Genomic DNA, 13,569 nt, shown 5'->3' on the forward strand with positions numbered 1-13,569 from the left:
TCTCTCTTTGGACTCAGGGTCAACATACAAGGAGCGAGGCTTGCCCGCGAAGGCGTCAGATCAGTCAGTAATGATGTCGACTGACCGACAGCCTTCGCGGGCAAGGCTCGCTCCTTCGATGCTTTCCGCCTTTTATTCCTTGATCACCAAAATCAATAGTGCTGTTCAAGGCGCTCCAGTCTCCATATTATCGCCGTCATAAAGTCATCCTCCGTGGAGCGTCCCATGCCTGTAAAAGCCTTGTTCAAACCGTTCCACCTCGGCAGCCTCGAACTGCCGACCCGAGTCGTCATGGCGCCGATGACCCGTTCGTTTTCGCCGGGTGGCGTGCCTAACTCCAAAGTGATCGAGTACTACCGTCGTCGTGCCGCCGCGGGTGTCGGCCTGATCATCACCGAAGGCACTACCGTTGGTCACAAGGCTTCCAACGGCTACCCGAACGTTCCGCATTTCTACGGTGAGGCCGCGTTGGCGGGCTGGAAAAAGGTCGTCGATGCCGTGCACGCCGAAGGTGGCAAGATCGTTCCGCAGTTGTGGCATGTCGGCAGCGTGCGTCGTATCGGTACCGAGCCGGACGCCAGCGTGCCGGGCTATGGTCCTTCGGAAAAAATCAAGGACGGGCAGGTCGTGGTTCACGGCATGACCAGGCAGGATATTCAGGACGTGATTGCCGCGTTCGCCCAGGCTGCCAAGGATGCCCAGAGCATCGGCATGGACGGCGTGGAAATCCACGGCGCTCACGGTTATCTGGTCGACCAGTTCTTCTGGGAGGGCAGCAACCAGCGCACCGACGAATATGGCGGCAGCCTGGCCAATCGTTCGCGCTTCGCCATCGAGCTGATTCAGGCCGTGCGTGCTGCGGTCGGTGAAGGTTTCCCGATCATCTTCCGTTTCTCTCAGTGGAAGCAGCAGGATTACACCGCGCGTCTGGTGCAGACGTCGCAAGCCTTGGGTGAATTTCTCAAGCCGCTGTCTGACGCTGGCGTGGATATTTTCCACTGCTCGACCCGCCGTTTCTGGGAGCCGGAGTTCGATGGCTCTGAACTGAACCTCGCAGGCTGGACCCGCAAACTCACCGGCAAGCCGACCATCACCGTGGGCAGCGTTGGTCTGGATGGCGAGTTCCTGCAGTTCATGGTCAACACCGACAAGGTGGCGCAGCCGGCTAGCCTGGAAAAATTGCTTGAGCGTTTGAACAACGACGAGTTCGACCTGGTGGCGGTCGGCCGTGCGCTGCTGGTAGACCCGGACTGGGCGCAGAAGGTGCGCGACGGTCGTGAAGAAGACATTCTGCCGTTCAGCCGTGAGGCGTTGATGACGCTGGTTTAAGCGTCGGATGCCTTCGCGGGCAAGCCTCGCTCCTACAGAAGAACGCGATCACTGTAGGAGCGAGGCTTGCCCGCGAAGCTGTCAAGGCAACATCGCCGCCCCCGGCAGCACCTGCCCCTGTACACACGCCCCCCGCAACTGCCCTTCAAACTGTTCAATGATCGCTGCCCAACCCTGGCGACTGGCATGCTGGCGCGCATTGAGCCGCACGCAACGCAAGGTTTCCCGCTCTTCGAGCATCCAGGCTGCCGCATCGCAAAATGCTTCTTCATCACCAGGCATCGCGAGCACACCGTTGTAACCATGGCGAATATGTTGCGCGGCCGCCGCCTGATCGTAAGCCACCACGCCGAGCCCCGAGGCCAATGCCTCAAGCACCACGTTGCCGAAGGTTTCCGTCAGGCTCGGGAATAGAAACACATCCCCTGACGCATAATGAGCAGCCAACGCTTCGCCGCGCTGAGAACCGCAAAAGATCGCCTCGGGCAGATCCCTTTCCAGGTCCGCCCGTTGCGGCCCGTCGCCGATCACGATCATTTTGAGGTGACGCTGCGGATAACTGCTTTTCAGGCTGTCGAAACAGCGCTTGAGCAAGCCCAGGTTTTTCTCCGGCGCCAAGCGTCCTACGTGGATGACAGCAATGTCGTTCTCACCCAGCCCCCATTGCTCCCGTAGAGCGCCCAGGCGTTTGGCCGGGTGGAACAGTTGGCTGTCGACGCCCCGGGACAGTAATGCCAGGCGTTCGAAATGCCGGCGCTCCAATTCCATGCGCTGGCTGACACTCGGCACTAGCGTCAGGTTCGAGCGGTTGTGGAACCAGCGCAGATAGTGCGTCAGCAACCGGGTGAGCAAGCCGAAGCCGTATTGGCTGGAGTACTGCTGGAAATTGGTGTGGAAGCCGCTGACCACCGAAATGCCCAGACGCCGTGCCGCGCGCAATGCCGACAAGCCCAGCGGACCTTCGGTGGCGATGTACAGCACATCCGGGCGATGACGCTTCCAGCGTCGCAGCAACTTGTGCATCGACGACTGGCCCCATTGCAAGCCAGGGTAGCCTGGTAGCGGCCAACCTCGGCACAGCAGCAATTCATCGTCGCTGCCGGTCTGCTGATCGCAGCCCTGACGAGGCCGGACCAATTCCACCTGATGCCCGCGCGCGCGCAAACCGTCACACAGGCGACCCAGTGTATTGGCCACGCCGTTGATTTCCGGAGGGAAAGTTTCAGTGATCAGGGTGATATGCAGGGCTGTCGTCATGACCCCAGTTTCTGCTGAGGCCATGTCGACGTTGTGACGGTCAGATGATGGATTTATGACCGCGTCAGCGTTGTACCACCAGGTTCTCCGCACCGCGCTCGCGCACCCAGAACAGTGTCGCGCCTGCCACGGCCGCCGGCATCATCAGGATGTTGACCACCGGGATCAGCAACACCAGGTAAACGCTGCCGCCAAAACCCATGCTCTGCCAGCGTTTCTGCCGCAGCCAGTCGAGCATTTCGTTCCAGCCCAGCTTGTGGTTGTCCGCAGGGTAGTCGATGTACTGGATCGCCATCATCCACACCCCGAACAACAGCCACAGCGGTGCAGCAATGATGTTCACCACCGGGATGAACGAGAGGATGAACAGGCCGATCGCCCGTGGCAGGAAGTAGCCGAGTTTGCGCATCTCGCGGGCCAGGGTGCGCGGGATCATCGCGATCAGCTCAGCCCAGCTGAAGGCCGGGAAATCGTCGGTGCCGCGTACCACCACCTCGACTTTCTCTGCGAGAAAGCCGTTGAACGGCGCGGCGATGATGTTGGCGAGCATGGTGAAGGTGAAGAACACCATCAACACCACCAGCACCACGAACAGCGGCCAGAGGATGTAACTGAGGAAACTCAGCCACTCGGGCAGGGAAGGCATCAGCGTATCGACCCACACGCTGAACTGATGGCCGGCCAGATAGATCAATCCGACGAACAGCACCAGGTTGATCGCCAGCGGCAACAACACGAACAAACGCAGGCCGGGGCTGAGGACCAGTTTGAGGCCTTCACGCAGGTATTGCGGGCCGGATAGAACGGGGGCGGGCATAACGAGCTCCGAGCAGAGGGTAAACGCGCCGACCTTACCGGCTTTGCCTGGCAGGTGAAAGCACGGCAGCGGTATCGACATTCACTGTAACAAAGGCGTCCTGAAAATCACCCTGACGGCATAGAGACCACCTATGAGCTGGATTGTTAAACCGTATTTCCTTAATCTTCGCCCCCTCGATACGCTGCACCCAATCTTTTTACAGGACGGTCGGGTTCAAGCCTTCCCCAAGTGCTTTCAACCGTTCTTTTTTATTCCCGCCGGTGATCCGGCGTTCCGCGCCAGGTGTTCCGGGCCGGTCAACAGGAGCAGGTCATGTCTGAAGTCCGTCATTCGCGAGTGATTATTCTCGGTTCCGGCCCTGCCGGTTACAGCGCTGCGGTATATGCCGCCCGTGCCAACCTCAAGCCACTGCTGATCACCGGCATGCAGGCCGGCGGTCAACTGACCACCACCACTGAAGTCGACAACTGGCCTGGCGATGTCCACGGCCTGACCGGCCCGGCGCTGATGGAGCGGATGCGCGAGCACGCCGAACGCTTTGAAACCGAGATCGTTTTCGATCACATCAATGCCGTGGACTTCGCTGCCAAGCCATACACCCTGACGGGCGACAGCGCGACCTACACTTGCGACGCCCTGATCATCGCCACCGGCGCCAGTGCTCGTTACCTGGGCCTGCCGTCCGAAGAAACCTTCATGGGCAAAGGCGTTTCGGCCTGCGCGACCTGCGACGGTTTCTTCTATCGCAACAAGCCAGTCGCTGTGGTCGGTGGCGGCAACACCGCGGTGGAAGAAGCCCTGTACCTGGCCAACATCGCCAGCAAGGTAACGTTGATTCATCGTCGCGAAACCTTCCGCGCCGAGAAGATCCTGATCGACAAGCTCAATGCCCGTGTTGCCGAAGGCAAGATCGAGTTGAAGCTGAACGCGACGCTGGACGAAGTCCTGGGCGACAACATGGGCGTGACCGGTGCCCGCCTGAAAAACAACGACGGCAGCTTCGACGAAGTGAAAGTCGACGGCGTGTTCATCGCGATCGGCCACACCCCGAACACCTCGCTGTTCGAAGGTCAGTTGACCCTCAAGGACGGTTACCTGGTGGTACACGGCGGCCGTGATGGCAACGCCACCGCGACCAACCTGGAAGGCATCTTCGCTGCCGGTGACGTGGCTGACCACGTTTACCGTCAGGCCATCACCTCGGCCGGCGCCGGCTGCATGGCGGCATTGGATGCTGAACGTTACCTCGACGGCCTGCAGAACGCCTGATTCTGCTTTCATGAAAAAACCGGCCTCGGCCTAATGATGTTCACTTAAGAAAAAGTTGGCATCCTGTGGCGAGGGAGCTTGTCGGATCGCCGCACCGTCCCGCTGGGCTGCGCAGCAGTCCCTTTTTTAGGGCCGCTTCGCGCCCCAGCGGGAGCAAGCTCCCTCGCCACGGGTATAGTGCTCGTCCTTAAGTGAACAGCATCAGGCCTTGGCCGGTTTTTTTATACCTTCGATTAATCATCAATTGCTTTATGCGCGAGTGCACTCAGGTCAGTCTGGCCAGGCACGCCTCAAGGATATCCAGCCCCTCTTCAAGCACCGCCGCCTCGGTGGTCAACGGCGCCAGCAAGCGAATGATGTGCCGCGACTTGCCGCTTGGCATCAGCAGCAACCCGGCGTCCCGCGCCAGTGCCAGCAGTTGCGTCAACTGCGCGGCGGCGGGTGTGCCGTCGGCGTGGGTCAGTTCAATGCCGCGCATTGCGCCAACGCCGGTCAGGCGCCCGAGGTAGGGCGATAACTTGCGATCACACCAGGCTTGGTAGCGACTGACAATCGCCTCTTCCTGCTGCGAGCCCCAGGCTTGCAGGCGGGCATCGGTCATCTCGTCCAGCGTCGCCAAAGCGGCGGCGCAAGCGATGGGATTTCCGGAGTAGGTGCCTCCGAGCCCGCCCTTGGGCAAGTTGTCGAGCAGCGATTTGCGCCCGACCACCGCACCCAGCGGCACGCCGCCGGCGATGCTTTTGCCGAGCAGGATCAGGTCCGGCTCGATGCCCAGACGCGAGAACGCGAAGCGTTGCCCCGTACGGCCGAAACCCGACTGGATTTCATCGGCAATCAACACAATGCCCTTGTCGTCACAGAAACGGCGCAGCGCTTGGGCGAACGTTATGTCCATGGCCAGAAACCCGGCTTCACCCTGCACCGGCTCGACGATGAAGCAAGCCACGTCCTCGACGTCGATTTCGACGCTGAACAGCCGTTCCATGGCTTTCAGGGCTTCGGCGCAGGTCACGCCGTTGTCCTGGCTGGGGAAAGGCAAGTGATACACCGGTCCGGGCAGCACACCGACCTTCTGTTTGTAGGGCGCGACTTTGCCGTTGAGGTTGAGTGTCGCCAGGGTGCGACCGTGGAAGGCGCCGTCAAAGGCAACCACGGCACTGCGACCGGTGGCGCCACGGACGATTTTCAGCGCGTTCTCGGCGGCTTCGGCGCCGCTGTTGGTCAACATACCGCTGACCGGGTAATCGACCGGGATGAACGCGCAGAGGCGATCCATCAAGTCGATGTACGGCTGATGAGGCGCGGCATTGAACGCGTAGTGGGTCAGGCGCGTGGCTTGCTCGCGGATGGCCTCGACGATGCGCGGATGGCAATGGCCAAGGTTGAGCACGCCGATGCCACCGACAAAGTCGATGTAGCGTTTGCCGTCGGTGTCCCAGACCTCGGCGTTTTTGCCGTGGCTGAGCGTGACAGGGTGAACGATGTTGATCGACTGGCTGATGGTTTCGTTGCGCATGGATGACCGGCTCGGAAGAAGGAGGACTTCTTTTTATCTAAGCCGTGAGCAGCGGTGCCAGGCAAACGAAATAAAATCACCGGGTCAATCTGAAAAGTCGGGATGTATCGCCGATCCCTGCAGGAGCACGGCTTGCCGGCGATGGCGATCTTGAGGACGCCATCGCCGGCAAGCCGTGCTCCTGCAGAAAGCTGTCAGCGGCGGGTCAGGGGCTGTTGGGTGAACTTCACACCGGCCAGGCCATGGGCGATCAACGCACGAATATTGCCGTGATCGCTGCCCTCAGGCGTCGCCAGCACCGAACGATAATGTTCGCCGAACGCCAGCAGCGCTTCTTCATCACTCAGGCCTTCCAGCAACGCCAGGCCCAGGGTCTTGCACGAGCCTTCGTTCTGCCCGGCGGCGTTTTCCACGCCGCCATTATTGAAGGCCTGAGGCTGGTAGTCGTAACCGGCAGCAATGAACGCGAGGGTGTCGGCGAAGATGTGTTCACCGGTCTTGAGACTTGCGCGCAGGGTGTTCAAATCACTCATTGGGTTTTCCTTTGGCAAACGCCGCTTGTTGTTCGGCGCTGGCTTCTTGCTGAAATCGGGCTTTCCATTCGGTATACGGCATGCCGTAAACCACTTCGCGAGCGTCATCGAGGCTGACGTCGATCTGACGTTCGTCGGCGGCGGCCTTGTACCACTTGGACAAGCAGTTGCGGCAGAACCCGGAAAGGTTCATCAGGTCGATGTTCTGCACATCCTTGCGGCTGTCCAGGTGGGCCACTAGCCGGCGAAAGGCCGCGGCTTCGAGTTCGAGGCGTTGTTGATCGTTCATGGCGGTCTCGGCGAGACAGCTTCAAGCGGCAAGCTTCAAGCTGCAAGTTGGGTTGTGGTGGCTGCAAGTTTACAGCCTGACGCTTATAGCTTGAAGCTAGCGGCTTGCCGCCAGCGTAATCGACACCGACTCGGCAAACCGTAGCGCGTGGGGCTTGTCGACTTCGACTTCGGCATACAGCACCGAGGCGTTGGCCATGACCAGATCGAGAATTTCCTGGGTCAGGCGTTCAAGCAGGGCAAAACGATTGCCCTCCACGTGGGCGATGATCGCTTTGGTGATGGTGCGGTAGTTCAGCGCGTGATCGATATCGTTGTCACGCACCGCTTCCTGGGCCGCATAGAGGATGGTCAGGTTGATCAACACATCCTGCTTGTTGAGGATTTCATCTTCGTTGATGCCAATGAAAGTGCGCAGACACAGGTCCTTGACCCGGATGCGTGCCATGCCTGGTTGAAGTTGTGGCATTACTACTTGCTCCGTCCAATCAATTGCAGGAACTCCTGGCGGGTGTTGCTTGACTCGCGAAAGGCGCCGAGCATCACCGAGGTGTTCATGGTCGAATTCTGTTTCTCGACGCCGCGCATCATCATGCACATATGCTGGGCTTCGATGACCACTGCGACGCCTGCCGCACCGGTGACTTGCAGCACCGCGTCGGCGATTTGCCGGGTGAGGTTTTCCTGGATTTGCAGGCGGCGGGCAAACATGTCCACCAGCCGGGCAATCTTCGACAGGCCCAGCACCTTGCCCGTGGGAATATAAGCCACATGCGCCTTGCCGATGAAGGGCAGCAAGTGGTGTTCGCAAAGCGAATAGAGCTCGATGTTGTCGACGATCACCATTTCATCGTTGTCGGAGGCGAACAGCGCGCCATTGACGATCTCTTCGACACTTTGTTCGTAGCCATGACAAAGGTACTGCATCGCCTTGGCCGCACGCGCCGGGGTGTCTCGCAGGCCTTCGCGATCAGGATTTTCACCGAGGCCGATGAGGATCTCGCGATAGCTCTGGGACAGGGCGTTCTGGTGCAGGAATAGCGTCATGGAAGATCCTCGCGGGACACTTATTTGATGTGCCTTCCGCCATTGACGGTCAGGGTCGTGCCGGTGACATACGGGTTGTCGAGCAAATATCGCAGGCTTTGATAGATCACTTCGCTGCCCGGTTCGATGCCCAGGGCGGACTTGGCCAGTGCCTTGGCGCGATAGGCTGCATCGTCGTCAGCATTGAACATTAGCAGGGCGGGCGCGATCCCGTTGACCTTGATGTGCGGCGCGTACTTTGCAGCGAAGGACAGGGTCAGGCTGTCGAGCCCGGCTTTGCTGGCGCAGTAGCCAATGTGCTTGCTGCTGCCCTTGCGGGTCACGTCGTCGCTGATGTGCACGATATCGGCGGGGCTCGAGCGTTCCAGCAAGTCGGCGCAGTGCAAGTTGATCAGGTAGGGCGCCAACATGTGTACGCTGAACATGCGGGTGAATGCCGCTGCATCGGTATCCGCGGTTTCGGCGAGCCATTCGGAAGCGTTGTGGACAATTGCCCGCAGGCTGTCGGTATGGGTTTTCAGTTCACGGATGAATGCAAAAACCCCGGCCTCGCTGGAAAAGTCCGCAAACACTGCCGTCGCCCCCAAATCCCGCAGGGTCTGTACGCCGGGCCGTTCACTGCGGTAGCTGAAGATCACGCGATGACCGTCTTCGAGCAGTCGCTGCGCACAGTGCAGGCCAACACGCTGGCCGGCACCGGTGATGAGGATAGGGGCTGCAGAAGAGGTCATGAGCGGCTCGCATCGCGTTAAGAGCAAAACTATACCAGCGCATTGCAGCGTTCACCTACGCCCACCGCAAGGGCAGTGCCGAGGTCACTCAGGAGAGGTGTTTCGCCAGGCGCAGCGTCGGGGGTGATGGGGTGCGTCTCGGGCCAGACAAGGCCTATTGCTGATGTGCCAGAAACGACAGTGACATTCTTTCCCGCGTCAGGTTGAATTTTTTCGGGACTGGAGAGTTAGAATGGGCCTCGAACGCTACAAGGATGTTTAGCCAGATGCCCGTAATCACTGACATCGCTTCGGATTCCCGCCACAGCGGCTTACTGGAGCAGGATGAGCTCTTCCCCATTCGCGAGGTGTCGCGCCTGACCGGCGTCAACCCGGTGACCCTGCGTGCCTGGGAGCGCCGGTATGGGCTGATCGTGCCGACACGCACCGCTAGTGGGCATCGTCTGTATTCGATGGCCGATGTCGAGCGGGTGCGCAGCATTCTCGGCTGGATCGAATCGCACCTCATACCTCAAGACCTTGTGCAGGCTGACTACTCGCAGTGGCAGCAACAGATCGAGGCCGCCGTCGTGTCATTCGATGAGGTTCGGCTGGATCAGGTCTACGGTCAGATTTTTTCCACGTATTCGCAGCCGGTCGTTTTCCAGGACATTCTCCTTCCGCTCTGGAAGCAGTTGCTGCAACGCCAGGATGCGTTCGGCAGGACCAGCGAATGGCTTTTCCTCGATGGTTTTCTGCGATCAAGAGTGTTGCAGCGCCTGCTGCTGATTCGCGACAAACAACCAAGACGAGTCATCGTTTGTGCCCTCGCGGGACAATGCCGGGAGCTTGAGCTGTTGCTTGCTGCGCTGTTTCTCGGCTCCGGGCAAACGGGCGTGCGGGTATTGACCATTGGTCAGCCGTTTGATGAATTGACCCTGGTTTGCGAACGAATCAAGCCACAGGCATTGGTGCTGTTCTCCAACCACGTGCCGACGGCGGAGCTGCCGCGGCGTTTGAATCGCCTGGCGATGAGCCTGGATTGTCCAGTGTTGTTGGCGGGCGATGCATCGGATCTGGCGCAGGAAAGCCTGGCCGGATCGTCGATTGGCTGCCTGGGGAACGAGGGAACGGTGATGCGCCAGCGCCTGAATCAATTTCTCGCTGGCGGTCTGGATACCTGATCGTCAGAGATGCAGGGCGGGGTGGGTCAGTCGGTGCTGCTGCAGGATGTACTGGCGCAAACGCTCGGTTTCATCCTTGTCGTCCTGGCTCAACTGATAGGCATAGAAGCCTTGTTCGGTTTCCTTCTCGAACGTGCCACGCAAGGCGATTCGCTCATAGCCTGACGGGCTGAACCACAAGGCGAAATGCTTCGGTGCCTTGGTTTTGTTGCGAACCTCCAACAGCACGCCCTTGAACGATACTTCATGCACCCACATCGTACCGGGCTGGCCCTTGGCATTTTCAAGGGCTACCGGCTCGTCGAGCACCAGCCGCCATGGGCGGACCAATGGCCCGTCTTCATAAATGCTGGGTACGCCCAGCCGAAGATGCAGCGCGTGAAATTCGTCTTCCACCAGATGCAGGGGGAAGGTCATCTGTTGATTTTCGAAATTGGCTTGGATGGTCACTTGCTCATGCGCAGCAAGGCGCGTGAGCAAGTCACGGATTTGCGATCCACCGTTGACCAGCAGACTCGACGTCGCATCCCGCACATTGAGCTGCGGGTTATGTTGCATGGTCTGGATGAAATCCAGCTCATCCTGGGTCAGGAGCGCGTCGCGTTGCATAGCAAACTCGAAAGATATAGATACAAAGTCATTGGTGATTGTAGTTAATGACAATTAATTCGCAGTTTTGTTTGCGCCGTTCGTCGCCTTTATCGCCGCGAGTTCGGCCTGGACTTCAGCCAGTTGCGCTTCCAGCTGTGCAACCCGCTGCTGCGCCTTGACCTGCACGGTCACGTCTTTCTGGACGCCGATGAAGTAGACCTGTCCGTCATTCGGATTTTTCACCGTGGAAATCGACAGCTCGTTCCAGAAAGGGGTGCCGTCCTTGCGGTAATTCCTGATGATCTCCCGGCAGGAGCCTTCATTGTTCAATGCATCGCGGATCAACGGGAGGGCCTGCTGATCTCGGTCTCCCGACTGAAGGAAGCGGCAATCCTGGTAGAGGATTTCTTCGCTGGTGTACCCAGTCAGGCGTTCGAAAGCAGGGTTGACGTAAATCAGGATCTTGTCTTGCTCGCCTTCCTTCTCGGCAATCACGATGCCGTCATTGGAGGCATTGATGGCCAGTTGCAGCAGCTTTGCGTTGATCATCGGTGAAACCCTTCCTTGTTGGTTGTCTGCGGCATTCTAAAAGAACAATGCTGACCGTGCTGTTAATATCCCGGTCTTTCACTCAGGTTCAGGATCAGATTGATGAAAGTCGCCATCATTTCCGGCTCGGTCTACGGCACGGCTGAAGAAGTCGCCCGTCACGCCGCGAACATTTTGAACGCTGCCGGTTTCGAAACCCTGCACAACCCCCGTGCAAGCCTTGCAGACATTCAAGCGTTTGCCCCGCACGCCTTGCTCGCCGTGACCTCGACCACTGGCATGGGCGAATTGCCGGATAATCTTCAACCGCTGTATTTCTCGATTCGCGACCAGTTGCCCGCTCAATGGCGTGGTTTGCCCGGTGCGGTCATCGGGCTGGGCGATGCCAGTTATGGCGATACTTTTTGTGGCGGTGGCGAGTTGATGCGCGAGCTGTTCGGCGAGTTGGGTATTCGCGAAGTCCTGCCGATGCTGCGTCTGGACGCCAGTGAAAGTGTGACCCCTGAAGCCGATGCAGAGCCCTGGCTGGCAGAACTGGTCAGCGCATTGCGCGGTTGACCGACAGTCTTCAACGTTCGTTTCAACCGCTGTCACGGTTCTGTCGAGGCTGCTTCAAAGGCGCGCCTCGCCTTGCCTGGCGGCGGTACTTTGACACGGATCCAAACTCTTTGAGCCACTGACTCGTTCGGCCATCAAGCTGGCTGCCAATGCAACTACGGGAACCCTGGAGGCTGACTAGACTCGGTAGTCATTGGAAACACTCCATAATAAAAAAGCCGAGGTTCCTTGCCGTGAGCGTAGCCCCAGTCCAATCCTCACACAGCGTCAAAGACCTGGTCAGCGCAGCCGAATGGCAGACCCGTGTCGACCTCGCTGCCTGTTACCGTCTGGTGGCCCAGCATGGCTGGGACGATCTGATTTTTACCCACATCTCTGCCAAAGTACCCGGCACTGAAGACTTCCTGATCAACCCGTTCGGCTTGATGTTTCATGAAATCACCGCGTCGAGCCTGGTCAAAGTCGATCAGGCCGGTAACAAGTTGATGGACAGTCCCTACGAGATCAATCCGGCCGGGTACACCATCCACAGTGCCGTTCACGAAGTTCGCCATGACGTGGTCTGTGTGCTGCATACCCATACGGCGTCAGGTGTTGCGGTCTCGGCGCAGAAGCAGGGCATTTTGCCGATCAGCCAGCAGTCGCTTTTTGTTCTGTCGAGCCTGGCGTATCACGCCTATGAAGGCGTTGCGCTGAATCACGAAGAAAAGGCACGTCTGCAAGCCGACCTCGGCGAGAACAACTTCCTGATGCTGCACAACCATGGCCTTTTGACTTGCGGCAACAGCATCGCCGACACCTTCCTGATGATGTTCACCTTTCAGCGCGCCTGCGACATTCAGGTCATGGCACAGAACGGTGGTGCCGAGTTGATCGCCATCGAACCGCAGATTCTTGCCGGCGCCAAGGCAATGATTGCCGGTGTCACCAAAAGCTCCCAAGGCATGGGCGGAGCGTTGGCGTGGCCGGCGTTGCTGCGCAAACTCGATAAACAAGACCCGGGTTATAAACTCTAATGGCACTCGCAGAGATCCCCCTGAGTGTCTGGCGCAAACGCGGGCAGACCTTCGATTTCCATGGTCAGACCATCCATTACTGGACGGCGGGGCAGGGTGAGCCGCTGTTGCTCATCCATGGTTTCCCGAGTGCCAGTTGGGACTGGCATTATCTCTGGCAACCGCTGGCCCAGCGTTATCGGGTGATTGCCTGCGACATGCTGGGCTTCGGCGACTCGGCCAAACCGGTCAACCATGAATACAGCCTGCTGGAGCAGGCCGATCTGCAACAGGCATTGCTGGCTCATCTGAATGTCGAGCAACCGGTGCATGTACTGGCTCATGATTATGGCGACAGCGTGGCCCAGGAACTGCTGGCCCGGCATTACGAATCGCGGATCAATCTCGCCAGTTGCGTGTTTCTCAATGGCGGGTTGTTTCCGGAAACCCACCGTCCGGTGCTGATGCAAAAACTGCTGCTCGGCCCCCTAGGCTGGATGATCGGCCGCGCGTTCAGTCGCGACGGCCTGGTGAAAAGCTTCCGCCAGATTTTCGGGCCGCAGACCCGTCCCAGCGAAAGCGAAATGGATGATTTCTGGAGCCTGATCGAAAGCAATCGCGGGCCTCGGATCATGCACAAATTGATCACATACATTCCGGAGCGCCGCGTCCAGCGCGATCGCTGGGTCAGTGCAATGCAGCGCGGTGAAGTACCGCTGCGGGTAATCGATGGCGAAGTCGATCCGATCTCGGGCGCGCACATGGTCGCGCGTTACCGCGAGCTGATCCCCGAACCGGACACCGTGCTGCTGACCGATATTGGTCACTATCCCCAGATCGAGGCGCCGTGCCAGGTGCTCAAGCATTACCTGGCGTTTCGCGACCGGTTGGTGATGCCACCCCTCAAAGTGGCCTGTTCCTGA

16 protein-coding genes are annotated in these 13,569 nt (G+C 59.1%); 6 read left to right on the forward strand and 10 right to left on the reverse strand.

Features of this window, described 5'->3' with window-relative positions; genetic code table 11:
• Nucleotides 1-225: 225 nt before the first annotated feature.
• Nucleotides 226-1,329, forward strand: a complete 1,104-nt coding sequence (locus tag D8U73_RS16880; protein ID WP_056855050.1) for an NADH:flavin oxidoreductase — start codon at nt 226-228, stop codon at nt 1,327-1,329.
• Nucleotides 1,330-1,410: 81 nt separating this feature from the next.
• Here D8U73_RS16880 and D8U73_RS16885 read toward each other — a convergent pair whose 3' ends face one another.
• Together D8U73_RS16885 and cysZ are read right to left on the reverse strand one after the other, a co-directional pair.
• Nucleotides 1,411-2,610 (reverse strand): glycosyltransferase family 1 protein, encoded by a 1,200-nt coding sequence (locus tag D8U73_RS16885; RefSeq protein WP_130905173.1) that lies wholly within the window; start codon nt 2,608-2,610, stop codon nt 1,411-1,413.
• Between the two features lie 40 nt (nt 2,611-2,650).
• Nucleotides 2,651-3,403, reverse strand: coding sequence for a sulfate transporter CysZ (gene cysZ / locus D8U73_RS16890; RefSeq protein WP_130905174.1), 753 nt, complete (start codon nt 3,401-3,403; stop codon nt 2,651-2,653).
• A 315-nt stretch (nt 3,404-3,718) separates the two neighbouring features.
• On the opposite strand from cysZ, the gene trxB reads away from it, so the two are divergent.
• Complete coding sequence (gene trxB, locus D8U73_RS16900) at nt 3,719-4,675, forward strand: thioredoxin-disulfide reductase (protein ID WP_056855053.1); 957 nt, start codon at nt 3,719-3,721, stop codon at nt 4,673-4,675.
• A 265-nt stretch (nt 4,676-4,940) separates the two neighbouring features.
• Here trxB and D8U73_RS16905 read toward each other — a convergent pair whose 3' ends face one another.
• The 6 genes from D8U73_RS16905 to folM form a co-directional block, all read right to left on the reverse strand.
• Nucleotides 4,941-6,191, reverse strand: coding sequence for an aspartate aminotransferase family protein (locus D8U73_RS16905; protein ID WP_130905175.1), 1,251 nt, complete (start codon nt 6,189-6,191; stop codon nt 4,941-4,943).
• Nucleotides 6,192-6,385: 194 nt separating this feature from the next.
• Complete coding sequence (locus tag D8U73_RS16910) at nt 6,386-6,724, reverse strand: HopJ type III effector protein (RefSeq protein ID WP_130905176.1); 339 nt, start codon at nt 6,722-6,724, stop codon at nt 6,386-6,388.
• A complete protein-coding gene (locus D8U73_RS16915; RefSeq protein WP_056855056.1) occupies nt 6,717-7,013 on the reverse strand; it encodes a DUF1244 domain-containing protein in 297 nt (98 codons plus the stop codon). The genes D8U73_RS16910 and D8U73_RS16915 overlap by 8 nt, the downstream gene beginning before the upstream one ends.
• Before the next feature lie 96 nt (nt 7,014-7,109).
• Nucleotides 7,110-7,481 (reverse strand): dihydroneopterin triphosphate 2'-epimerase, encoded by a 372-nt coding sequence (gene folX / locus D8U73_RS16920; protein ID WP_007970304.1) that lies wholly within the window; start codon nt 7,479-7,481, stop codon nt 7,110-7,112.
• Nucleotides 7,482-7,483: 2 nt separating this feature from the next.
• The gene (gene folE / locus D8U73_RS16925) at nt 7,484-8,059 is read right to left on the reverse strand and encodes a GTP cyclohydrolase I FolE (protein WP_056855057.1); all 576 of its coding nucleotides are present in this window, start codon (nt 8,057-8,059) and stop codon (nt 7,484-7,486) included.
• A gap of 20 nt (nt 8,060-8,079) precedes the next feature.
• Nucleotides 8,080-8,790 (reverse strand): dihydromonapterin reductase, encoded by a 711-nt coding sequence (gene folM, locus D8U73_RS16930; protein ID WP_130905177.1) that lies wholly within the window; start codon nt 8,788-8,790, stop codon nt 8,080-8,082.
• 266 nt (nt 8,791-9,056) lie between these two features.
• Between folM and D8U73_RS16935 the strand changes: the two genes are divergently transcribed.
• Entirely contained in the window at nt 9,057-9,953 is an 897-nt protein-coding gene (locus D8U73_RS16935) for a MerR family transcriptional regulator (RefSeq protein ID WP_130905178.1), read from the forward strand.
• Between the two features lie 3 nt (nt 9,954-9,956).
• Here D8U73_RS16935 and D8U73_RS16940 read toward each other — a convergent pair whose 3' ends face one another.
• A complete protein-coding gene (locus tag D8U73_RS16940; RefSeq protein ID WP_056855060.1) occupies nt 9,957-10,562 on the reverse strand; it encodes a hypothetical protein in 606 nt (201 codons plus the stop codon).
• Nucleotides 10,563-10,616: 54 nt separating this feature from the next.
• Nucleotides 10,617-11,093, reverse strand: a complete 477-nt coding sequence (locus D8U73_RS16945; RefSeq protein ID WP_056855061.1) for a PAS domain-containing protein — start codon at nt 11,091-11,093, stop codon at nt 10,617-10,619.
• Between the two features lie 102 nt (nt 11,094-11,195).
• On the opposite strand from D8U73_RS16945, the gene D8U73_RS16950 reads away from it, so the two are divergent.
• From D8U73_RS16950 to D8U73_RS16960, 3 genes are all read left to right on the forward strand, one after another.
• Nucleotides 11,196-11,651 carry a flavodoxin gene (locus D8U73_RS16950; RefSeq protein WP_056855062.1) on the forward strand — a complete coding sequence of 152 codons (456 nt, stop codon included), beginning with the start codon at nt 11,196-11,198 and terminating at the stop codon, nt 11,649-11,651.
• A gap of 233 nt (nt 11,652-11,884) precedes the next feature.
• Nucleotides 11,885-12,667: a class II aldolase/adducin family protein gene (locus tag D8U73_RS16955; RefSeq protein ID WP_130905179.1), complete on the forward strand. Its 783-nt coding sequence runs from the start codon at nt 11,885-11,887 to the stop codon at nt 12,665-12,667.
• Nucleotides 12,667-13,569, forward strand: coding sequence for an alpha/beta hydrolase (locus tag D8U73_RS16960; protein ID WP_056855064.1), 903 nt, complete (start codon nt 12,667-12,669; stop codon nt 13,567-13,569). Before D8U73_RS16955 ends, D8U73_RS16960 begins: the two co-directional genes overlap by 1 nt.

Origin of the sequence: Pseudomonas sp. Sample_22, from assembly GCF_004307635.1 — a bacterium.
In the GTDB taxonomy this organism is placed as follows: domain Bacteria; phylum Pseudomonadota; class Gammaproteobacteria; order Pseudomonadales; family Pseudomonadaceae; genus Aquipseudomonas.